The sequence below is a fragment of the Kitasatospora sp. NPDC059722 genome, from assembly GCF_042733235.1.
Taxonomy (GTDB): Bacteria; Actinomycetota; Actinomycetes; order Streptomycetales; family Streptomycetaceae; genus Kitasatospora.
In genome coordinates, this window is the sequence record NZ_JBHWGD010000060.1 from 1 (window position 1) to 21,067 (window position 21,067).

Below are 21,067 nucleotides of genomic sequence, written 5' to 3' on the forward strand. Positions count from 1 at the left end.
ACACGGGCCCGGCCGCTACAGGATCCTGGAACAGCGTCCGTGCCGAGCCCGCGAAAGCCGGACAGTTGGGGGGATTCCCCTATCGAACACCCTCTGAGAGCGGGGCCGGCTCCGGGAACGACGACACGGGACGACGGCGCCGAAGATGCCGAAGATGAGGCATCCGCCCCATGTGCCGGGCACGGCACGGGCCTAGCGTCGAGGCAGAACGTCGGACCGTGAATCGAGGCAGTCATGGGCGTCAGAAGCACACTGTTCGCGGTGACCTACGACCGGATGATGGCCAAGGCCGAGCGGCAGGGCCTGAGCGACCTGCGTCGCCGGTTGATCGCCGAGGCCGACGGCCGGGTGCTCGAGATCGGCGGCGGCACCGGGGCCAACCTCGCCCTCTACGGCGAGGGAGTCGAGTCGCTCACAGTCACCGAGCCCGAGCCGGCGATGGTCCGCCGGCTGGAGCGGCACGTCGCGGAGCGGGCTCCGCGCACCACGGTCCTGCGGGCGCCGGCCGAGGACCTTCCGTTCGAGGACGACAGCTTCGACGTCGTCGTGTCGACGCTGGTGCTCTGCGGGGTGAGCGACCAGCAGCGGGCACTGCGCCAGCTCGGCCGGGTGCTGCGCCCCGGCGGGCGGCTGCTCTTCCTGGAGCACATGCGCTCGGAGGACCCGAAGGTGGCCCGCCACCAGGACCGGATGAACTGGCTGAACCGGCTGGTGGTCTGCTGCGAGTGCAACCGTCCGACGCTCGACTCGATCCGGGCGGCCGGATTCGTCGTCGACCACGTCGAGCGCCGGGTCTTCCCCGCGAGTCCGTCCTTCGTCGGCCCGGCCGTGCTGGGCAGCGCCAGGCTCCCGTCGGCGACCCCGTCCGGACCCGACGCGGCCACGGCCGTGCCGGAGAAGGCCGCGGGCGGCTGACGGGGAGTGCGGCTCAGGAGCGGCGGCGCGGCTTTCCGTGTTTCGGGGTGACCTTCCTGGCGGTGGGCCCGCCACGTCCGCCGTCCGTGCCGTTCTTGGCGGTTGCGGCGCGGGCGGCGCGGGCGGCGTCGCGACGATCTACAGGGAGATCCAGCACACGGATCACGCAGATCGTGAGGGACTGCTCGAGCGCTGAGAGGCGCCGACCACGGATCATCCACCAAGGAGTGACCTCCCGGCCTCCTCTTCCGTTCTCCAGGAACAACTCCGGTGTTTTCCACGCCGGTTCGTCCTGTTGCTGCGGAAGTCAGAAGGCACCCATGAACGTGACCGGCCTGCGGCCCAGCGCCGCCATCCCGACTCAGGACACCCGGCCCAGGAGAGATGTGCGCGTCCTCGTGGTCGGCGCGGGGTTCTCGGGCATCGGCGCCGCCATCCGGCTGCGCCAGGCGGGGGTGCGCGATCTCCTCGTGCTGGAGAAGGCGGCGCAACTCGGGGGCACCTGGCGGGAGAACACCTACCCGGGCTGCGCCTGCGATGTGCCATCGACGCTCTACAGCTACTCGTTCACTCCGAACACCGCCTGGAGCCGGCTGTTCGCCGGGCAGCAGGAGATCCACGCCTATCTGCGGGTGACAGCCGAGCGGCACGGGCTCGGCGAGGTGCTGCACTTCGGCGTCCAGGTGTGCGGAGCCCGGTGGGATCCGGTGGCCGGGCGCTGGCTGCTGGAGACCAGCAAGGGGCCGTATAGTGCCGAGGTGCTGGTCCTGGCCACCGGACCGTGGCACATCCCGCGCCACCTCGACGTCCCCGGGGTCGAGGAGTTCGGCGGGCCGGTGCTCCATACCGCCCAGTGGGACCAGAGCATCGACCTGACGGGGCGTCGGGTGAGCGTGGTGGGCACCGGCGCCTCCGCCGTGCAGCTCGTCCCGGCCATCGCCTCCCGAGCGGCCGCCGTGCACCTCTTCCAGCGAACCGCCCAGTGGGTGCTTCCCAAGCCCGACCTACCGGTGCCCGCCGCGGCCAACCGGCTGCTGGACCACCTGCCTCGTTCCCGCAACGCACTGCGCGCCGGGCAGTACGTGCTGCAGGAGGGCTTCGGCTACGCCTTCCGCCACCCGCGCCTCGCCCGCCTGCTGGAGACGGGCGCGCGTGCACACCTGCGGCTCGCGGTCCGTGACCGGTTGCTGCGCGAGGCGCTCACGCCCACCTACCGACTGGGCTGCAAGCGTCTGCTGACCTCCAGCACCTTCTACCGGGCCCTCGCCCAGCCACACGTCCACCTGCACCCCACCGCCGTGGCCGCCGTGCGCGGCAACGAGGTCGTCGGTGCCGACGGCACGACCGCCCGGTCGGACGTCCTCGTCACGGCCACCGGCTTCCGCATGGGTGAGCCGCCGCTCGCCCGGAGCCTGTACGGCAGCGGCGGCCGGACGCTGCACGACGCCTGGGACGGCGAACCGCAGGCGTACCTGGGGACCACCGTCAGCGGCTTTCCCAACCTCTTCCTGCTGCTGGGCCCCAACCTGCTCGGGGGCTCCACCTCCGCGATCACCGTCCTGGAAGCCCAACTGACCTACCTCACCGACGCCCTGGCCCACCTCGACCGCGACGGCCGGCGGGTCCTGGAGGTCCGGGCCGCCGCGCAGGCCGCACACAATGCGGCGGTGCAGGAGGCGTTACGGACCACCGTGTACAACTCCGGTGGCTGCACCAGCTACTACTTCAGCTCGAGCGGGCGAAACACCTTCGCCTGGCCCTGGTCCACCGGGCGGCTCATCCGACAGCTGAGCCGCTTCGACCCGGCCGCCTACACCTGCGACGTACCCGGGCCCGTACCGTCGCCTGCTACGGCAGCGCAGACTGGACGGCCTGGGTGACGAGCCGCGCCCCGGCGTCGGTCAGAAGAACACTCCGCACCGCAGCAGCACGTTCGCGTACGGCCGGGCTTCCCCGGTCCGCACCACCAGGCGCGCCCCCGCACTCAGCTCCTTCAGCTTGTCGTGCGGCACGTACTCCAGCCCGGCGAAGGAGCCGGTCAGCAACCCGTCCGCGGCGGGGTTCGCCTCCCGGACCTCCTGCGCCGCGTGCGCCCCCTCGATCACCAACTCGTCGAGGAGCCCGGCCAGTACGTCCTCGAACGACGGGATCCCCGCCCGGAAGGCGAGGTCGACCACCCGGGGCCCGTCCGGAATCGGCATCCCCGCGTCACACACGAGCACCCGGTCACCGTGCCCCAACTCGGCGATGGCTCCGGCGAGATGGCGATTCAGAATCCCGCCCTTCTTCACAGCGCCTCGACCTCCGCGGCGGTGGGGAACGACTCCTGGGCCCCCCGCCGGGTCACGGCGACGGCGCCCACCCGGGCGGCGTACGCGGCTGCCTCCGCGAGCGAGGCCCCCGCACCCAACTTCCAGGCCAGCGCGGCCGTGAAGGAATCACCGGCGCCCGTCGTGTCGACGGCGTCGACCTTCACCGACGCCACCCGTACGACCTTCTCGTCGGAGGACGCGACCAACGCACCGTCCGAACCAAGCGTCACTACAACCGATTTGGGCCCGCTCGCGAGCAACTCCCGTACCCATGCGGCGGGATCCTGGCCAGTGGCCCCGCCGCCCAGGATCACCCGGGCCTCGTGCTCGTTGACGATCAGCGGGTCGCAGGCCGCCAGGACTTCGGCCGGCAGCGCCCGCGGCGGAGAGGGGTTCAGCACGAACCTGGTGCCGGACGGCAGTTGCCGCACGACCTCCACGACCGACTCCAACGAGATCTCCAACTGCGCCGAGACCACCCGCGAGGCGTGGAACAGGGGCGCGGCGGCCCGGACGTCCTCCGGCGTGAGCCGCCCGTTCGCACCAGGCGACACCACGATGCTGTTGTCGCCCGACGGGTCGACGGTGATCAGCGCGACGCCGGTCGGGGCTCCGCCCACCAGGACGCCCTCGGTGTCGACCCCCGCGTTCCGCTGCGACTCCAGCAGCAGCCGCCCGTTCGCGTCATCCCCGACGCGCGCGAGCAGCGCCGTGCGCGCCCCGAGCCGCGCGGCGGCGACCGCCTGGTTGGCCCCCTTGCCGCCGGGATGGACGGCGAGGTCCGACCCGAGCACCGTCTCTCCGGCCCCGGGCCTGCGCTCGACACCGATCACGAGGTCGACGTTGGCCGACCCGACGACCAACACGTCGTAGTCGTACATGAAACTCCCCAATCAGAAATCCGAAACAGGGCAGCCGGAGCCCCGCTTCCGCGGGCACTCCGGCCACCCCTTCCCCGTCTCAGCCGGTGAACCCGGCCACGGTCTCCTTCGTGACCACCTTCACCGGCACCTTGATGGTCTCCTCGACCTTCTCACCCTTGATCGCCTTGACCGCGTTGTCCACGGCGATCTTCCCGAGCTGCGACGGCTGCTGGGCCACGGACGCGTAGAGCGTCCCCTGCTCCACCGCCTTCAGTCCGTCGGGAGTTCCGTCGAAGCCGACGACCTGCACGGACTCGCCGGCCTTGGACCCGAGCGCCTTCACCGCGCCGAGCGCCATCTCGTCGTTCGCGGCGATGACACCCTGGACGTCCGGGTGCGCCTGGAGCAGGTTCGACATGACGTCGAGTCCCTTGGTCCGGTCGAAGTCGGCCGGCTGCTGCGCGACGACCTCGATCCCCGGGTACGCCGCGAGTCCCTTGGCGAAGCCCTCGGCCCGCTCGCGCGCGGCGGAGGTACCGGCCAGCCCCTGGAGGATCACGATCTTCCCGCTGCCACCGAGCTTCTCGGCGATGCTCTTCGCCGCCTGCTCACCACCGGCGACGTTGTCGGAGGCGACCAGCGCGTTCACGTCGGCGTTGTTGACGCCGCGGTCGACGGCGATGACCGGGATCCTCGCTTTGCCAGCGGCCGCCACCGGGTTGCTCGCGGCGTCGGAGTCCACCGGGTTGACGACGATCGCCCCGAGCCCCGAACTGGTGAAGTTCTGCAGCTGGTTGGCCTGCTGCGAGGCGTCGTTCTGCGCGTCGGTGACCGTCAGGTCCACCCCCAGCCGCTTCGCCTCGGCCTGCGCACCCGACCGGATCTGCACGAAGAACGGGTTGTTGAGCGTGGAGAGCGAGAGGCCGATCTTCCGAGTGCCGGACTTCGGATCGTTGTGCAGGAACGAGGTCGCACCCACGATCGCCACCGCCACGACGGCCGCGAGCCCGTAGGTGGCGACCTGCTTGCCCCTTCCGCCGCCGGGCGCCCCGATCGCCGTGGGAGCGGCCCCGGCCTTGCGTCGCACCGTGTCGAGCAGCACCGCCAGGGCGATGACGACGCCGATGACGACCTGCTGCCAGAACGCGGAGACGTTCAGCAGGTTCAGCCCGTTGCGCAGCACCGCGAGGATGAGCGCGCCGATCAGCGTTCCCGAGGCCTTGCCCGTGCCCCCGGCGAGGGAGGCGCCGCCGATGACGACGGAGGCGATGGCGTCCAGCTCGTACCCGGTGGCGGCCTGCGGCTGCGCGGAGGAGAGCCGGGAGGCCAGGACGACACCGGCGACCGCGGCGAACACACCGGACAGCGCGTAGATCGCGAGCTTCTGCCTGGGCACGCGCAGACCCGAGAGCCGGGCGGCTTCCTCGTTGCCGCCGATGGCGTACATCGAGCGGCCGATGTACGTACGGCCGAGGACGAACGCCGCGATGAGCCCCATGACCACCATGACGAGCACCGGCACCGGCAGCCACCCGCCGAGCGTGTCACCCAGGTGGGAGACCGAGCCCGGGAACGCGATCGGCGATCCGTCCGAGATCACCAGCGCCAGACCACGCCCCACCGACAGCATCGCGAGCGTCGCGATGAACGGCGGCAGCTTGCCGTACGAGATCAGGAAGCCGTTCACCAGACCGGCGGCCACACCCGTCGCCAGCGCCAGCAGCACCGCGACGACCACCGGCACTCCGTGCGCCGTGGCGCTCCACGCCAGCACGGTCGCCGACAGCGCGGCCACCGAACCGACCGACAGGTCGATGCCCGCCGAGACGATCACGAAGGTGACGCCGAAGGCGAGGACGGCGGTCACGGCCGCCTGGACGCCGACGTTGAGCAGGTTGTCGGTGGTGAGGAAGTCGCCCGACAGCGCCGACATGGCGATGACGAGGACGATCAGCGCGGTCAGCGCGCCGTTGTCGAGCAGCAGACGGCGCAACGCCGCGGCGCCACCGGCGCCCGTACCGCTCGTGAGCGTTTCAGCGGCCACGGGAGGCCTCCAGTTCGGTAGTGGGGTTGCTCACGGCCAGCGACATGACCGCGTCCTGCGTGGCCTCGTCGGCGGACAACTCGCCCGCGATCCGGCCCTGGGCCATCACCAGCACCCGGTCGCTCATCCCGAGCACCTCGGGCAGATCGCTGGAGATCATGAGCACGGCAGCCCCGGCCGCCGTCAGTTCGTTGACGAGCTGGTAGATCTCGACCTTGGCGCCGACGTCGATGCCGCGCGTGGGCTCGTCGAGGATCAGCACCTTGGTGTCGGCCAGGAGCCACTTGCCGATGACGACCTTCTGCTGGTTGCCGCCGGACAGCGTGCGCACCTGCTGACCGAGCCCCGCCATCCGGACGCCGAGTTGCCCGGCGATCCGCGCGGCGGAGTCGTGCTGACCCTTGAGGTCGACGATTCCGGCTCTGGTCGCGGACTTGAGGGTGACGAGTCCGAGGTTCTCCTCGACCGACTGGTCGAGCACGAGCCCCTGACCCTTGCGGTCCTCGGGCACCAGCCCGATCCCCGCGGTCATGGCGGCGCCGATGTCGTGCCGCTTCAGGGAAGCCCCGCAGACGCGGACCGTACCGCGGTCGTACGGGTCGGCCCCGAAGACGGCCCGGACCACCTCGGTACGACCCGCCCCGACCAGCCCCGCGACGCCGACGACCTCGCCGGCCCGCACCTCGAAGCTGACGTCGTGGAAGACACCGTCCCGGGACAGTCCCTCCACGGACAGCAGCGCGGTGCCCGGCACGGCCCGCTCGCGCGGGTACTGCTGCTCGATGGACCGGCCCACCATCAGCCGGACGAGCTCCTCCGCCGGCGTGGAGGCGGGCACCTGTCCGACCGACTTGCCGTCCCGGATGACCGTGACCCGGTCCCCGAGGGCGGCGATCTCCTCCAGGTGGTGCGTGATGAAGACGATCCCGACGCCGTCCTCGCGCAGCGTGCGCACGATCACGAACAGCTTCTCGACCTCCTCGGAGGTCAGCACGGCCGTCGGCTCGTCCATGATCAGAACCCGCGCGTCCAGGCTCAGCGCCTTCGCGATCTCGACCATCTGCAGGCGCGCGATGCCGAGTTCGCGCACCCGCGCGCGGGGCGACACGCTGACGCCGACGCGCTCCAGAAGCTCCGAGGCGTCCGCCTCCATCTTCTTCCGGTCGATCATCCCGAACCGGCGCGGCTGGCGCCCCAGGAAGATGTTCTCGGCGACCGTCAGATCGGGGACGAGGTTGAACTCCTGGTAGATGGTCGCGATCCCGAGTCGCTCGGAGTCCTGCGCACCATGGATGCGGACCTCCTCACCACCGACCAGGATGCGGCCCTCGTTGGGCGCGTGGGCACCGGAGAGCATCTTGATCAGGGTGCTCTTTCCCGCGCCGTTCTCACCGAGCAGCACATGGACCTCGCCCCGCCGCAGGTCGAAGTCGACGCGGTCCAGTGCGACCACCCCGGGGAAGGTCTTCCGGATGCCCTCGATGCGCAGCAACTCGTCCGCGTTGCTCACGACTGGCTCCTGTTCGTTGCGGGGCTCTCGTTCGTTGCGTTTTTGTTTGTTGCGGGGTGCTCGTTCGTTGCGGGGTTCTCGCCGCACGAGCGGCGAACGACGAGACGGGCGGGGAGCGTCACGGATCGTGGCTCCCGCCCCTCGATGCGGTCCACGAGCGCGCGCACGGCGGCCCGGCCAAGCTCGCCCGTGGGCTGGGCGATCGCGGTGATCGGCGGGTCCGTGTGCACGAACCAGCGGATGTCGTCGAACGCGGCGAGCGCGATGTCGTCCGGCACCCGCAGACCACGGGCGCGTACGGCGTCCAGGGCGCCCAGCGCCATCAGGTTGTCCGCCGCGAACACGACCTGCGGGGGCTCGGCGAGGTCGAGGAACCGCTCGGTCGCCCGCCGGCCGCTGTCGGCCTGGAAGTCACCGTGGCCGATGTACCGGTCCGGCAGGTCGAGGCCGCACTCCTCCATCGCCTCGCGGAACGCCTCCACACGCTCCCGCCCGGTCGTGGTCGCCGCCGGCCCGGCGATGATCGCCAGCCGCCGGTGCCCCAGCCGGTGCAGGTGCGCGACGAGATCCCGTACGGCACCCCGCCCGTCCGCCCGCACCACCGGCACGTCGACGCCGGGGATCCACCGGTCCACGAACACCATCGGTGTCCCGGCCCGGGCGGCGTCCAGCATGAGCGGCGACCCGCCGTCGGTGGGCGAGACCAGCAGCCCGTCGATGCGGCGGTCCAGAAGCGTCCGTACGTGGTGGTCCTGCAGTTCCGGCCGCTCGTCGGCGTTCCCGATGATCACGCTGTACCCCAGCGCCCGCGCCTCTTCCTCGACGGATCGTGCGAGCTCGGTGAAGTACGGATTCAGCACGTCGCTGATCACGAGGCCCAGGGTGCGGGTCTGATCGGTGCGCAGCGACCGCGCCACGGCGTTGGGCCGGTACCCGAGCGACGCAACGGCGGCCAGCACCCGCGCCCTCGCGTCCTCGCTCACCGAAGGGTGCTCATTCAGGACACGCGAGACAGTGGCGACGGACACGCCTGCCTCGGCGGCGACGTCCTTGATGCTCGTCACGGCCGTCCCACCTCCTCGTGGAATCGATTACATCAACGCGTTCCCACGATTGGAATCGATTACATGCCCGCAGGGCAAGCCTTGAGCCGGTGGCTGAAACCTGATCGTGATGAATGCCGCGCCGATGGAATCGCCGTCACCGTGCGTGACGGTCCGGCCGGTCCCGTTCCGGCGTGCGCGGGGGAGCCGGACCCGCCGATCGGCCACCCGCAGTGGAAACCGGGCACGCAAAAGGCCAGCCCCAGGCCTCTGGCCTGGGGCTTTGCTCATGATCTGGCGCCCACGTGGCCAAGGCCCTCAGCCTCTGCCACGCGGACGTGCGGCGCATGTGGCCGCCCGTCGTCGACGTGCGGCTAGATGGTCGATCCGCCGCCGGAGGTGTTGTTCCACCAGGCGCTGTAGGCGTTCAGCGAGTACCGCTTCTGCGCGCCGCTGGTCGAGGTGATCTCGATGCCGAACTGCATCGTGTCGAAGTCGGTGTTGCGCAGGAGGTTCTGCGACGCGGCCCATCGCCAGACCGCCGAGGCGTCGATGGTGCCGGTGTTGCTCTGCTGGGCAGGGATGAGCTGCAGGACGTTCCAGCCGGGATCGGCCTGCCAGACCGACGCGTACTGGATGCCGCCGATGGTCACGTTGGACGCGATCTGCCGTCCCCAGCCGCCTGCCGTCCCGGACCAGCTGGTGAAGACCATGATCTCGTCCTGGTTGCCGGTCGACCAGAAGTCGCTCGTCCAGTTCCACCAGTCACTGCCGGAGACGGGGGCCGACGACGTGTTGAACCAGAAGCCCGCCGAGTTCAACTGCGACAGCGGCGTCCGGGGCCGGACCGAGGTGTTCGGGTAGGACTTGATCCCGCCGCCGGAGTGGTCGGCGTCGACGTACCAGGACTTGATGCTGTTGACCGTCTGGCACTGCCAACCGGCGTTCTGGCCCCAGATGTTGTTGTAGATCGTCCAGCTGCCCTGGGTGTACTGACCCCCCTTGTCGCAGGTGGAGTACACCTGGGCCTGAGCCGGAGACGCGAAGCTCAGGAACCCGGCGATCACGGCGACGACAAGGACCAGCCGACCGGACCCGGCCGACTTGCTGCTGATGGATTTACGGGTGTGCCATCTCATGTGTCCCTCCAAGGACGGCGATGGGTTGTTCCGGACTCCCTGGTCTGGTGGCGGGGTCCGGCGCGGCGAGGTGTCGCTCGCCGGCGGGTCCGGGCTCGGGACGGGCGCGGCTCAGCCCCGTCCGAGGTGGCGCGCTCAAGAACTACGGGAACGGTGCTCGGTCCCCTTGCTCGCAAGCACCGGGCTCGCCGGATGCAGGTGCGAAGGGTCGAAGCGCTTGCGTCTGTGGACAGTAATAATGACGGGGACTCAGCACAGCAAGGCTCTGTGCAGGGGAACACACTTCTTTCACCTGCTGACTGTCGAATCGCCCTCGAAGGACTGTCGAATCGCTTTCGACAGCATCGGCCGCGCGCGCCAATTAGCCTTCACGGAACTGCTACTGGCCTTGGCGGATGCGGCGGAAGGTGCCGGGGCAGGTGTCGACGTGACGGGTGAAGAGATTCCCGAGGTTGGTGGGGGCGGGAAAGCTCGGACGGCGGGGATGCAGGACAGTTGGGCCGCAGCGACGTTGCCGGTACTGCCCGTCGAAAGTATTGACACGCTATTTGTGAGCGTTAACACTCTTGTAACAGGCGGGCGGGCGCCGCGCCTGCGGTAGCCGGTTGGAGCCGAACAGCCCTTGTGTGCGGATTCCTTGGCCGCTGCACTCCCCGTTCTCTTCTCTTACACACCGTGGAGTTCGCCATGCCGGCTCGCCCCTTCAGTCGCCGTGCCATGTTCAAGGCGACCGGCGTCGCGGCCGTGGCCGCCGCCGGCCCCGCCCTCGGCCCCGTCTCCGCCGCGGCGCAGACGGGACCGGTCAGGTCCGACGTCGGAGTGTCGACAGTCCCGTTCGAGCTGGGTCAGGTCCGGCTCACCAGCAGCCGGTGGCTCGACAACCAGAACCGCACCCTGGCCTACCTCCGCTTCGTCGACGTCGACCGCCTGTTGTACAACTTCCGTGCCAACCACCGGCTCTCCACCAACGCCGCCGCCACGAACGGGGGTTGGGACGACCCGGGGTTCCCGTTCCGCACCCACGTGCAGGGCCACTTCCTCTCGGCGTGGGCCCAGGCCGCCGCCGCGCTCGGGGACACCATCTGCCGCGACAAGGCCAACCGGATGGTGGCCGAACTCGCCAAGTGCCAGGCCAACAACGCTGCGGCGGGCTTCTCCGCCGGCTACCTGTCGGGCTTCCCCGAGTCCGACTTCGCCAGCCTCGAAGCGGGCAGGCTGGGCAACGGCAACGTCCCGTACTACTGCGTCCACAAGACCATGGCCGGTCTGCTCGACGTGTGGCGCCTCCTGGGCAACACCCAGGCCCGCGACGTGCTCCTCGCGATCGCAGGCTGGGTCGACCGCCGCACCGCCGCGCTCGGCTACGGCACGATGCAGTCGATGCTGGGCACCGAGTTCGGCGGCATGAACGACGTGTTGGCCGGTCTCTACCAACAGACCGGTGACGCACGCTGGCTGACCACCGCTCAGCGGTTCGACCACGCCGCGGTCTTCGACCCGCTCGCCGCGAACCTGGACCAGCTCGACGGCTTGCACGCCAACACGCAGGTGCCCAAGTGGATCGGAGCCGTCCGCGAGTACAAGGCCACCGGGACGACCCGCTACCGCGACATCGCCGCCAACGCCTGGGCGATCACCACCGGCGCGCACACCTACGCCATCGGCGGCAACAGCCAGGCGGAGCACTTCCGGGCCGCGAACGCGATCTCCGGCTACCTCACCGACGACACCTGCGAGCTCTGCAACTCCTACAACATGCTCAAGCTGACCCGGGAGCTGTGGCAGCTGAGCCCGGACCGGGCCTCGTACTTCGACTTCTACGAGAAGGCGCTGCTCAACCACGTCATCGGCGCCCAGAACCCGGCCGACCCGCACGGCCACATCACGTACTTCAGCTCCCTCGACCCGGGCGGCCGCCGGGGCAAGGGCCCGGCCTGGGGCGGCGGCACCTGGAGCACCGACTACGGCACGTTCTGGTGCTGCCAGGGAACGGGTGTCGAGTCCAACACCAAGCTGATGGACTCCATCTACTTCCACGAGGGCACCACCCTCACGGTGAACCTGTTCCTCCCGTCCGTCCTGGACTGGACCGAGCGGGGCATCACGGTCACCCAGACCACCGCGTTCCCGGCCGAGGACACCACGACGCTCAAGGTCACCGGCAGTGTCGGCGGGACGTGGTCCATGCGCGTCCGCATCCCCGGGTGGACCTCGGGTGCCAGTGTCAGCGTCAACGGCGTCGCGCAGAGCGTCGCGGCCACCCCGGGCACGTACGCCACCCTCACCCGGAACTGGGTCTCCGGCGACACCGTCACCGTGAAGCTCCCCATGCGGGTGGCCCTCCAGGCCGCCAACGACAGCCCCGGTGTCGCGGCGATCACCTACGGCCCCGCCGTCCTGGCCGGCAACTACGGCAGCACCGCGCTGTCCGCCCTCCCGGCCCTGGACGCCACCACGATCACCCGGACCAGCAGCACCGCCCTCGCCTTCACGGCCACCGCCGACGGAGCGACGGTCGGCCTCGGCCCGTTCCACGACGCCCAGGGCTTCAACTACACCGTCTACTGGCGGACCGACGGCGCGGGCTTCCGTCTGGTCAACGCGGCCAGCGGACTCGTCCTCGGCATCCAGAACATGTCCAGCGCCGACGGCGGCCTCGCCCTGCAGTGGCCCGACACCGGCACCGCCGACCACAACTGGGCCCTCGTCGTCGACGGCACCGCACTGCGGCTGCGCAACGTCAACAGCGGCAAGGTCCTCGGCGTGAAGGACATGTCCACCGCCGACAACGCCCCGATCCTCCAGTGGGCCGACACGGGCACCGCCGACCACCGGTGGACCGTCGTCGACGCCGGCAACGGCTACCACGAGCTCCAGAACGTCCACACCGGCAAGCTGCTCGGCATCGCCGGCGGCTCCACCGTCCAGGGCACCGCAGCCGTACAGCTGTCCGGCAGCGGTGCCGCCGCCGGCCAGTGGCAGTTCGCCCCCGTCGGTGCCAGGCGGATCCAGAACGTCGCCAGCGGGCGGGTCCTCGGAGTGAAGGACATGTCCACCGCCGACGGCGGCCTCGTCATCCAGTGGGACGACAACGGCACCGCCGACCACCTCTGGACGGCCGCCCTCGACACCGGCGGCCACCTGCGCCTGCGCAACTCCAACAGCGGCAAAGTCCTCGCCGTGGAGAACGGCGGCACCGCCAACGGCGCGAGGATCGTCCAGTGGGCCGACAACGGCGCCACCGACCACCGGTGGCGCCTGCGCCACGGAGGTGGGGACACCTTCAGGATCCAGTGCGCCAACAGCGGCCGCGTCCTCGGTGTCTCCGGTGCCTCCACCGCCTTGGGAGCGCAGGCCGTGCTCTGGGACGACTCCGGCACCAGCGACCACCTGTGGCGGTTCATCTGATCCGGCGTCGGGGCCGCCGGGTCTCAGCTCAGCCTGCACCAAGACCGTGGCTACGGTCCGAGCCGGGCGGCTCCGCCAGGAACCGCTCGCGCTCGTCACGGGTCAGCGCCACGTGCGCTCCTCTCCGCACTCGGAGACCGGGGCAAGGTCACACATCGCGGTGAGTTCACCGGCTGTCGCGGCGTCAAACGATGCGTACGTCACGACCGGATCAATGCTGCATCCCCTTCGAGGGTCACGGGCGCGGAGCTTGTTCGGTCGACAACTCGGTGACACCGGTGCGTATTGACGCATCGGGGGAGGCTCTCCTTTACCGAGGGGCGCCCGCCACCGGTCTTTCGCCCTCGGCCGTCCGTCGGCGCAGCCGCATGAGGTCCTGGCGATGCTCGTTCTTGTCGAGGAGGAGAAGACGTCGGTCCAGGCGAAGGTCTTGACCGCCTGGAGGGTGGCGTGGTCCGGGTCGCCTGCACCGATGCCGATGATCTGCGGCACGCCGTGATTCTGCCGGATGCCGCAAGGACCGGTCGCCTGCGGACCACCGCCTGTGGCTGCCACCTGCGGTTTTGCGACGTTCGCGAATTGTCCGGCCCGTGCCAGGCCGATGGAACGTGATCTTCCGCACGCTCGACCTGCGGCGGGGCCCGGGACGATTGACGGCCCCCTGGCGCGCCCCTACTCTACGAGCGTTAGTGATGGCGCAGGGAAGCTGGTGGAACTCCAGCACGGTCGCGCCACTGTGAGCGGGGCGTCCTCGGGCGGCTCGCGAGTCAGACACGGTGCCATCACGATCCGCCCCATCGATAGCGGGACGCACGATCCCCTGAAGGAGGCTCAACCGTGAGCACCAGTATGCCCGGACCCTCAGCCCTGCCCGTCCCGGTCGTCGTGCCGGCGACCAAGGCCGTCGCCTGGCTGGCCGTCACCGCGATCCTCGCGCTGGTCGTCTACTACTTCATCGGCGTCGACCAGGGCGCCTATTCCGTGCTCGGCAAGGACATGCACATCCACGAGTTCGTCCACGACTCGCGGCACTTCCTCGGCTTCCCCTGCCACTGACCAGCGGAAGCGGCGAACAACCCGACATGGAAAAGAGACTCATCCTGCGCGGCGTCATCGCCGGCGCAGTGGCCGGCCTGCTCGCCTTCGTCTTCGCGCGGATCTTCGCCGAACCGCAGATCAACGCGGCGATCGAGTACGAGAGCGGACGCGACGACGCGCAGGGCCTGCTGGACAAGGCCGCCGGGCTGCCGATGGACATGGGCGGTCCGGACATCTTCAGCCGCACGATCCAGGCCAACATCGGCATCGGCGTCGGCATGATCCTGTTCGGCACGGCCATGGGCGCGCTGTTCGCAGTGGCGTACAGCGTGTGCCTGGGCCGGACCGGCAAGCTGCGCCCGCGCACCCTGGCGATGCTGGTGGCGCTGGGCGGCTTCCTCGGCATGTACTTCGTGCCGTTCGTCAAGTACCCGGCCAACCCGCCGGCCATCGGCCACGCCGAGACCATCCGTGACCGCGGAAACCTCTACCTGGCCATGGTCGCCTGTTCCGTCCTCTTCCTCGTCCTGGCGGTCTGGCTCGGCAAGCGCCTGCAGGCCCGCTTCGGCAACTGGAACGCGACCCTGCTCGCCGCCGGCGCCTACGTCGTGGCGATCGGCATCGTCATGGCGGTGCTCCCCTCCCTCGGTGAACTCGCCGACAACGTTCAGCAGTACGGCCACCACGCGACCGAGACGCCGCTGCCGCTGACCGACGACAAGGGCGCCATCGTCTACCCGGGCTTCCCGGCCGACACCCTGTTCAGCTTCCGCTTCTACTCGGTGGCCGCACAGCTCCTGCTGTGGGCCACGGTCGGCCTGGTCTTCGGACCGATGGCCGAGCGCCTGCTCGACGCCCGCACCGCGGCCGCGACGGCACCGGCCACGGCCGGTCCCGAGCCGGTCGGCGCGGTATGACGCAGACCCCACCGAGGGGGGGGGCCGGCCCCCGCGGGGGCGGGGCGGGGGGGGGGGTTGGGCGGGGCCACCCCCCCCGCGGGGCCCGGCGGGCGCCCCGGGGGGGCGGGCGCGGGGCGCGCGGCGGGGGGTGGGGCCGGTGCGGTCGCGGTGGGTTGCGGCGGGGCGGCGCCCCCCCGCGGGCGCCCGCCGCCCAGCGCGCCGTTCTTCGCCTTCGACACCCACCCGGCCGGCCCGCTCGTCCAGCCCTGGCGTCCGATGGTCGAACTCCTGGACCAACCGGCCGTGTTGGGGGAGCGGGTGACCTCCGTCCGCGGTTACCTCGCGGCGGCGGGCGGGCAGTCGCCCGACGCGGTCGAGGAGCGGGTGGCCGCCTCGGTGACCCATCTCGGCCTCGTCGCCCGCTTCGTCTCACCGGCATTCGGCGTCGCCGTCCTCGACGGGGCGCTGCTCGCGTACGGTCTGCGGGAGACGGGCTGGCAGCCCGCGCTCGGCGGCCTGTTCCCGCTGTCGCTGCCGTGCCGCGAGCCGGAGCACGTGACCGGTCCGGCCGAGCTCGCCGTCCGGCTGGCCGCAGAGGTGCTCGACGGTCCGGTCCGTGAGCTGGTCCAGGCGGTCGCCGCGTTCTCGGTGTCGCCGCGGATCCTGTGGGGCAACGTCGCGTCGGCGGTCAACGGTGCCGCCGCGGCCATCGCCCGGTCCACCCCGGAACTGGCCGGGCAGGCACGAGAATTCGCCGCTCGTCTGCTGGAACAGCCGCCCCTGCATGGGGCCGGCACACTGGCCCCGGACGGCACCGGCTTCCGCCGCCGCAGCTGCTGCCTCATCTACCGCGCCGCGCCGGACCACGCCGGCGCACTGTGCGGCGACTGCGTCCTCACCGTGCCGCCCGGTACCAGGCCGTCCACGACGTCCTCCTGAGTCGAGCGCTCTCCGTCGGCCCGCCGGTACGAACCGTCCCGGCGGGCCGATTTCGGCGGTCCGGTATGTCATGAGCCCCTCCAGTGGGGCAGCCTCGTCCTGGACATCTGCAGAACTAGGCAGATGCAGGCATGAAGGGTGGTGAGCGGGGCCATGTGCCCACGTGCAGTCGACGGTGCACCGCGACCCGCGATCGACGAACTCGCCGTGCACCGCGCGGTGCTGGGGATCGGGGACCGCGAGCGGGTGGCGGCCGCGGCGGCCCGCTTCGCGTTGCTGGGCGATCCGGGCAGACTCTCGCTGCTCCTCGCCATGCACCGGGCCGGCCCGATCCCGGTCTCCGACCTCGCACGCGCGGCCGGTATGAGCGCCACCGCGGTCTCCCAGGCACTCCGCCTGCTGCGCGATTCCGGCGTGGTGGCCGCGGCCCGGGAGGGTCGGTTGGTGCGCTACCGCCTGTGTGACGACGCCGTAGGGAGGATGCTCGACCTCCTCGACGTGGCCCCGGAGGCGGCACCGCCGGATGCCGTGCCCGTACCGGTGGCGGTGTGTCAGGAGGCCGGTACCGGTCGCTGTCCCGGTCCGTCGTAGGAGGCGAGCGGGCGGATCAGGGCGTTGTGGGCGAGCTGTTCGGTGATGTGGGCGGTCCAGCCGGTGATGCGGCTCATGACGAAGATGGGCGTGAAGGCGGGGGTGTCGAAGCCCATCAGGTGGTAGGCGAGGCCGGCCGGGTAATCGAGGTTGGGGTGGATGCCCTTGCGTTCCAGCACCGCCTCGCGCAGGGCGGTGTGGAGGTCGGCGAGGCGGTGGGCGGCCGGGTCGGTGGAGCCGGCCACCAGGTCGTCGAGCGCGGCCTGCATGATCGGGACGCGGGAGTCGCCGTGCTTGTAGACGCGGTGGCCGAAACCCATGATCTTCCGCTTCTCCGCCAGCGCGCCATCGAGCCAGCGTGCGGCGAGGGCCGGGTCGCCAGCCTCCTCCAGCATGCGCATCACCGCCTCGTTGGCGCCGCCGTGCAGCGGGCCCTTGAGCGCGCCGATCGCGGCGGTGACGGCACTGTAGAGATCGGAGAGGGTGGACGTGACAACCCGGGCGGTGAACGTGGAGGCGTTGAAGCTGTGCTCGGCGTAGAGCACCAGGGAGATCTCGAAGCAGCGGACCACCTCGGGCGCCGGGACGCTGCCGAAGCACATGTGGACGAAGTTCTCCGCGTAGCCGAGGTCCGGGTCCGGCGCGATCGGCGCCAGACCGCGGCGCCGGCGCTGGTCCGCGGCGACGACGGTGGGAAGTCTCGCCAGCAGCGTCAGGGACTTGGTGAGGGTGGGGGCCGGACGCCCGTCCTCCTCGGTGGGGTCCTCGGCTCCGAAGAAGCTCACGGCGGTGCGCAGCACGTCCATCGGGTGGCAGGTCTCGGGCAGCTTGGCGAGCAGTTCGGACGTGGTGCGGTCGAGCGGACGCAGGGCGCGTTCGCGGGCCCGGAACTCGCCCAGCTGCGCCTCGTCGGGCAGGTCGCCGTGCCACAGAAGGTAGGCGACCTCCTCGAAGGTGCGGCGGGCGGCGAGGTCCTGGACGGGGTAGCCGCGGTAGGTGAGGGAGTTGGTTTCCTGGATGACGGTGGAGATCTCCGTGGTGTCGACGACGACACCGGCGAGGCCCCGGTGGATAGCGGGCGCGGTGGCGGGCATGGCTGCTCTCCGATACGGGTCAGATGCCGGGCGGGAGGGTGAAGTCGAAGACGGCGGAGTCGAAGGCTGCGTAGTCGGCGTACCCGAGGAGCTCGTAGAGCCGGGAGCGGGTCTGCATGCGAGACAGAAGCGACACCTGGGTGCCCTCGGCGGCGAGCGTCCGCAGCCCGTCCTCCATCGCGCCCATGGCGAGGCGCAGCAGGGTGACGGGGTAGAGCGCGATGTCGTAGCCGAGGTCCTGGAGGGTGCGGGCGTCGAGGAGCGGGCCCTTGCCGAACTCGGTCATGTTGGCGAGGAGGGGGACGTCGACGGCCTTGCGGAAGGCCTCGAACTCGGCCTCGCCGGCGAGGGCTTCGGGGAAGATCGCGTCGGCTCCGGCGTCGACGTAGGCCTTGGCGCGGCCGATGGCGGCGGGCAGCCCTTCGACGGCGCGGGCGTCGGTGCGGGCCATGAGGAGGAAGTCGGGGTCCCGGCGGGCGTCGACGGCGGCGCGCAGGCGGCGGACCATGGCCTCGCGCGGCACGACGGACTTGCCGTCGAGGTGGCCGCAGCGCTTGGGGTTGACCTGGTCCTCCAGGTGCAGGCCGGCGAGGCCGGCGTCCTCCATGAGCTGGACGGTGCGGGCGGCGTTCATCGGCTCGCCGAAGCCGGTGTCGGCGTCGACGAGGACGGGGAGGTCGGTGGCCCGGGTGGTCTGCTGGGCGCGGGCCGCGACCTCGGTGGCGGTGGTGAGGCCGATGTCGGGCAGGCCGAGGTCGGCGGCGAGGACGGCGCCGGAGAGGTACGCGGCCTCGAAGCCGAGGTCCTGGATGAGTCGGGCGGAGAGCGGGTTGAGCGCGCCGGGCATCGTCAACAGCCGTCCGGTGGCGAGGCGTTCGCGCAGGGCGCGGCGGCGCTGGGCGGGGGTGGTGCGGGTGTGGAACATCAGAACAGGCCCTTCGGCAGGGTCGCGTCGAAGTCGCGGACGGTGCCGGTGTCGACGGCGGGGAACAGCTCGTCCAGGTCGGAGGCCTTGAGCTCGGGGAGGTCGGCGGCGGCGTTCAGGAAGCGGTCCTGGCCGGCGGGGGTGACGACGCCCTCGGTGAGCGTGCGGAACTTCCGCTCGTAGGCGGGACGGTCGAAGGGGCGGGCGCCGGCCGGGTGGGCGTCGGCGACGGCGAGTTCGTCCTCGACGACGGTGCCGTCGTCCAGGGTGATGACCACCCGCCCGCCGAACGCCCGCCGCCGCGGGTCGGGGTGGTGGTAGCGGCGGGTCCACTCCGGGTCCTCCACCGTCGTGATCTTCCGCCACAGCGCGACGGTTTCCGGGCGGCGGGCCCGCTCGGGGGCGTAGGAGCGCTCGTGGTGCCAGGCGCCGTCCTCCAGGGCGACGGCGAGGATGTACGGGACGGAGTGGTCGAGGGTCTCGCGGCTGGCGCGTGGGTCGTACTTCTGCGGGTCGCCCGCGCCGGAGCCGATGACGTGGTGGGTGTGGTGGCTGGTGTGCAGGACGACCGAGCGGACGCGGTCGAGCGGCCCGGTCCGCTCGCGGACGCGTCGGGCCAGGTCGATGACCGCCTGGGCCTGGTACTCGGCCGAGTGCTCCTTGGTGTAGGTGTCCAGGATCGCCCGGCGCGGCTCGCCCGGCTCCGGAAGGAGCACGGTGTAGTCGGACTGCGGGCCGTCGAGCATCCAGGCGAGGAAGCCGTCCTCGCCCTCGTAGATCGGGGAGGGGGAGGTCTCGCCGCGCATCGCCCGGTCCACGGCCTCGATGGCGGCCTTGCCGGCGAAGGCGGGGGCGAAGGCCTTCCAGCTGGAGATCTCGCCCTTGCGGGACTGCCGGGTCGCGGTCGTGGTGTGCACCGCCTGCTGGACGGCCTGGTAGACGGTGTCCGTCGGCAGTCGCAGCAGCGTGCCGATCCCGCAGGCGGTGGCCGCGCTGAGGTGCGCGACGTGGTCGACGCGGTGGGCGTGCAGGCAGACGCCGCGCACCAGGGCGACGTGCACCTCGTACGCGGCGACGATCCCGCGCAGGAGGTCGGCGCCGGTGCGGCCGGTGTGCTGGGCGACGGCCAGCAGCGGCGGGATGTTGTCGCCGGGGTGGGAGTAGTCGGCGGCGAGGTACGTGTCGTGGAAATCCAGCTCGCGCACCGCCGTCCCGTTCGCCCAGGCCGCCCACTCCGGGGAGACCCGGGTCAGGCTGCCGAACACCCGGGCGCCGGGGGCCGCGTGGTGGTCGAGCGCCTGGGCGCGGGCCACCGCCACGGGCCGGCGCAGCAGGGAGGCGACGGCGACCGACGCGTTGTCGATCACCCGGTTGACCGCCATCGCTGCGCTCCCGGGGCCGAGCTCCTCGGTACCGGTGGCGACCGCGGCGAGCTTCCAGGCGAGCTGCTCCTCGCGCGGCAGCCGGTCGGCGCTGGGGTGGACACGGACGTGATGCTCGATCACGGGACTCCTCCTGGGCGTCGGGACGGGCCCTGACGGGCTGGTGCGTACCAGGCTGCCGCGCCGACAGGGAGGGGTCCAGCAGGCCAATCTGCGGATTTCGGCCATGTGGTCCCTGTGAATCTGCGAATCGTGCCAACCGGTTCAAGTGCTACCTTCGCAACTGCTGCCCGCGAGGCAGATTCACCACAGAGAAGGATTCCGCGCGCCCCATGCCACGCCCGCCCGGACGCAAGGTCTACGCCCACGCGAAGCTGCGCCGGCTGCGCCGCGAGCACGGCATGAACCAGGTCGAGCTCGCCCGCGAGCTCGGCATCTCCACCAGCTACCTCAACCAGATCGAGCACAGCCAGCGCCCGCTGACCGCCCCGGTGCTCCTGCGGATCGCCGAAGTGTTCGGCGTGGACCCCGAGTTCTTCTCCGAGGCGGACGAGGAGCGGCTGGCCACGGACCTGCGCACCGCGCTCGCCGACGAGGCCTGCGGCGGTGCGGTGGCACCGGAGGAGATCGCCGATGCGAGCCGTGACCACCCGGAGGTCGCCCGCGCGCTGGTGGCCCTGCACCGCCGCTACCGCGAGGCGGTCGAACGGGTCGCCGGCCTCACCGCGCCCGGCGACACCACTGCCGTGTCCGGGGGTGAACCGCACGACGAGGTACGGGACTTCTTCTACGCCCACCACAACCACATCGCCGCCCTCGACAACGCGGCCGAGGAATTGGCCGACTCGCTCGGCACGCCGCCCGGCAGGGGGGGGGGGGGGCCGGGGGGGGCGCCGGGGGGGGGGGGGGGCGCCCCGCGGGGGGGGGGGCGCGCGCCGCCCCCCCGCGCGACACAGAATCACGCC

The 21,067-nt window shown here is 71.3% G+C and carries 17 protein-coding genes and 1 riboswitch; of the genes, 8 read left to right on the forward strand and 9 right to left on the reverse strand.

What is annotated here, in order from left to right; all coding sequences use genetic code 11:
• Positions 1–261: 261 nt before the first annotated feature.
• Together ACFV4F_RS30515 and ACFV4F_RS30520 are read left to right on the forward strand one after the other, a co-directional pair.
• On the forward strand, positions 262–915 hold the full coding sequence (locus ACFV4F_RS30515; protein ID WP_380507214.1) for a class I SAM-dependent methyltransferase: 654 nt from the start codon (positions 262–264) through the stop codon (positions 913–915).
• Between the two features lie 320 nt (positions 916–1,235).
• Positions 1,236–2,795: a flavin-containing monooxygenase gene (locus ACFV4F_RS30520; protein WP_380507217.1), complete on the forward strand. Its 1,560-nt coding sequence runs from the start codon at positions 1,236–1,238 to the stop codon at positions 2,793–2,795.
• A 21-nt stretch (positions 2,796–2,816) separates the two neighbouring features.
• Here ACFV4F_RS30520 and rbsD read toward each other — a convergent pair whose 3' ends face one another.
• From rbsD to ACFV4F_RS30550, 6 genes are all read right to left on the reverse strand, one after another.
• A complete protein-coding gene (rbsD, locus tag ACFV4F_RS30525; protein ID WP_380448412.1) occupies positions 2,817–3,206 on the reverse strand; it encodes a D-ribose pyranase in 390 nt (129 codons plus the stop codon).
• The gene (locus ACFV4F_RS30530; protein WP_380507220.1) at positions 3,203–4,108 is read right to left on the reverse strand and encodes a ribokinase; all 906 of its coding nucleotides are present in this window, start codon (positions 4,106–4,108) and stop codon (positions 3,203–3,205) included. The genes rbsD and ACFV4F_RS30530 overlap by 4 nt, the downstream gene beginning before the upstream one ends.
• A 79-nt stretch (positions 4,109–4,187) precedes the next feature.
• Complete coding sequence (locus ACFV4F_RS30535; RefSeq protein WP_380507223.1) at positions 4,188–6,134, reverse strand: substrate-binding domain-containing protein; 1,947 nt, start codon at positions 6,132–6,134, stop codon at positions 4,188–4,190.
• The gene (locus ACFV4F_RS30540; RefSeq protein WP_380507226.1) at positions 6,124–7,644 is read right to left on the reverse strand and encodes a sugar ABC transporter ATP-binding protein; all 1,521 of its coding nucleotides are present in this window, start codon (positions 7,642–7,644) and stop codon (positions 6,124–6,126) included. The genes ACFV4F_RS30535 and ACFV4F_RS30540 overlap by 11 nt, the downstream gene beginning before the upstream one ends.
• Entirely contained in the window at positions 7,641–8,708 is a 1,068-nt protein-coding gene (locus ACFV4F_RS30545) for a LacI family DNA-binding transcriptional regulator (RefSeq protein WP_380507229.1), read from the reverse strand. Before ACFV4F_RS30545 ends, ACFV4F_RS30540 begins: the two co-directional genes overlap by 4 nt.
• 353 nt (positions 8,709–9,061) lie before the next feature.
• Positions 9,062–9,826, reverse strand: coding sequence for a hypothetical protein (locus tag ACFV4F_RS30550; RefSeq protein WP_380507232.1), 765 nt, complete (start codon positions 9,824–9,826; stop codon positions 9,062–9,064).
• A 717-nt stretch (positions 9,827–10,543) separates the two neighbouring features.
• Between ACFV4F_RS30550 and ACFV4F_RS30555 the strand changes: the two genes are divergently transcribed.
• From ACFV4F_RS30555 to ACFV4F_RS30575, 5 genes are all read left to right on the forward strand, one after another.
• A complete protein-coding gene (locus ACFV4F_RS30555) occupies positions 10,544–13,234 on the forward strand; it encodes a beta-L-arabinofuranosidase domain-containing protein (RefSeq protein WP_380507317.1) in 2,691 nt (896 codons plus the stop codon).
• Between the two features lie 676 nt (positions 13,235–13,910).
• A riboswitch (cobalamin riboswitch) is annotated at positions 13,911–14,033 on the forward strand.
• A gap of 38 nt (positions 14,034–14,071) precedes the next feature.
• Positions 14,072–14,290 carry a CbtB-domain containing protein gene (locus ACFV4F_RS30560; protein WP_380507235.1) on the forward strand — a complete coding sequence of 73 codons (219 nt, stop codon included), beginning with the start codon at positions 14,072–14,074 and terminating at the stop codon, positions 14,288–14,290.
• Positions 14,291–14,316: 26 nt separating this feature from the next.
• The gene (locus tag ACFV4F_RS30565) at positions 14,317–15,189 is read left to right on the forward strand and encodes a CbtA family protein (RefSeq protein ID WP_380507238.1); all 873 of its coding nucleotides are present in this window, start codon (positions 14,317–14,319) and stop codon (positions 15,187–15,189) included.
• A 150-nt stretch (positions 15,190–15,339) separates the two neighbouring features.
• Positions 15,340–16,110, forward strand: coding sequence for an IucA/IucC family C-terminal-domain containing protein (locus tag ACFV4F_RS30570; protein WP_380507241.1), 771 nt, complete (start codon positions 15,340–15,342; stop codon positions 16,108–16,110).
• 153 nt (positions 16,111–16,263) lie between these two features.
• Positions 16,264–16,701 carry an ArsR/SmtB family transcription factor gene (locus tag ACFV4F_RS30575; RefSeq protein WP_380507244.1) on the forward strand — a complete coding sequence of 146 codons (438 nt, stop codon included), beginning with the start codon at positions 16,264–16,266 and terminating at the stop codon, positions 16,699–16,701.
• Here the strand turns inward: ACFV4F_RS30575 and ACFV4F_RS30580 are convergent.
• Genes ACFV4F_RS30580 through ACFV4F_RS30590 form a run of 3 tightly spaced genes read right to left on the reverse strand, consistent with a single transcriptional unit; the run spans position 16,662 to position 20,225 of the window.
• Entirely contained in the window at positions 16,662–17,795 is a 1,134-nt protein-coding gene (locus ACFV4F_RS30580; RefSeq protein ID WP_380507247.1) for a bifunctional 2-methylcitrate synthase/citrate synthase, read from the reverse strand. The two genes, ACFV4F_RS30575 and ACFV4F_RS30580, sit on opposite strands and share 40 nt — an antisense overlap.
• Before the next feature lie 19 nt (positions 17,796–17,814).
• Positions 17,815–18,720: a methylisocitrate lyase gene (gene prpB / locus ACFV4F_RS30585; RefSeq protein WP_380507250.1), complete on the reverse strand. Its 906-nt coding sequence runs from the start codon at positions 18,718–18,720 to the stop codon at positions 17,815–17,817.
• On the reverse strand, positions 18,720–20,225 hold the full coding sequence (locus ACFV4F_RS30590) for an MmgE/PrpD family protein (RefSeq protein ID WP_380507253.1): 1,506 nt from the start codon (positions 20,223–20,225) through the stop codon (positions 18,720–18,722). The genes prpB and ACFV4F_RS30590 overlap by 1 nt, the downstream gene beginning before the upstream one ends.
• Before the next feature lie 209 nt (positions 20,226–20,434).
• Between ACFV4F_RS30590 and ACFV4F_RS30595 the strand changes: the two genes are divergently transcribed.
• Positions 20,435–21,067, forward strand: a 633-nt coding sequence (locus ACFV4F_RS30595; protein WP_380507255.1) for a helix-turn-helix domain-containing protein, incomplete at its 3' end; no start/stop codon positions are given.

Bases quoted from the DNA above. Each gene is read 5' to 3' on its own strand.
- ACFV4F_RS30520 (WP_380507217.1), top strand. From the start codon at position 1,236: ATGAACGTGACCGGCCTGCGGCCCAGCGCCGCCATCCCGACTCAGGAC.
- ACFV4F_RS30530 (WP_380507220.1), bottom strand. From the start codon at position 4,108: ATGTACGACTACGACGTGTTGGTCGTCGGGTCGGCCAACGTCGACCTC.
- ACFV4F_RS30550 (WP_380507232.1), bottom strand. From the start codon at position 9,826: ATGAGATGGCACACCCGTAAATCCATCAGCAGCAAGTCGGCCGGGTCC.
- ACFV4F_RS30555 (WP_380507317.1), top strand. From the start codon at position 10,544: ATGTTCAAGGCGACCGGCGTCGCGGCCGTGGCCGCCGCCGGCCCCGCC.
- ACFV4F_RS30565 (WP_380507238.1), top strand. From the start codon at position 14,317: ATGGAAAAGAGACTCATCCTGCGCGGCGTCATCGCCGGCGCAGTGGCC.
- ACFV4F_RS30575 (WP_380507244.1), top strand. From the start codon at position 16,264: ATGTGCCCACGTGCAGTCGACGGTGCACCGCGACCCGCGATCGACGAA.
- ACFV4F_RS30580 (WP_380507247.1), bottom strand. From the start codon at position 17,795: ATGCCCGCCACCGCGCCCGCTATCCACCGGGGCCTCGCCGGTGTCGTC.
- prpB (WP_380507250.1), bottom strand. From the start codon at position 18,720: ATGTTCCACACCCGCACCACCCCCGCCCAGCGCCGCCGCGCCCTGCGC.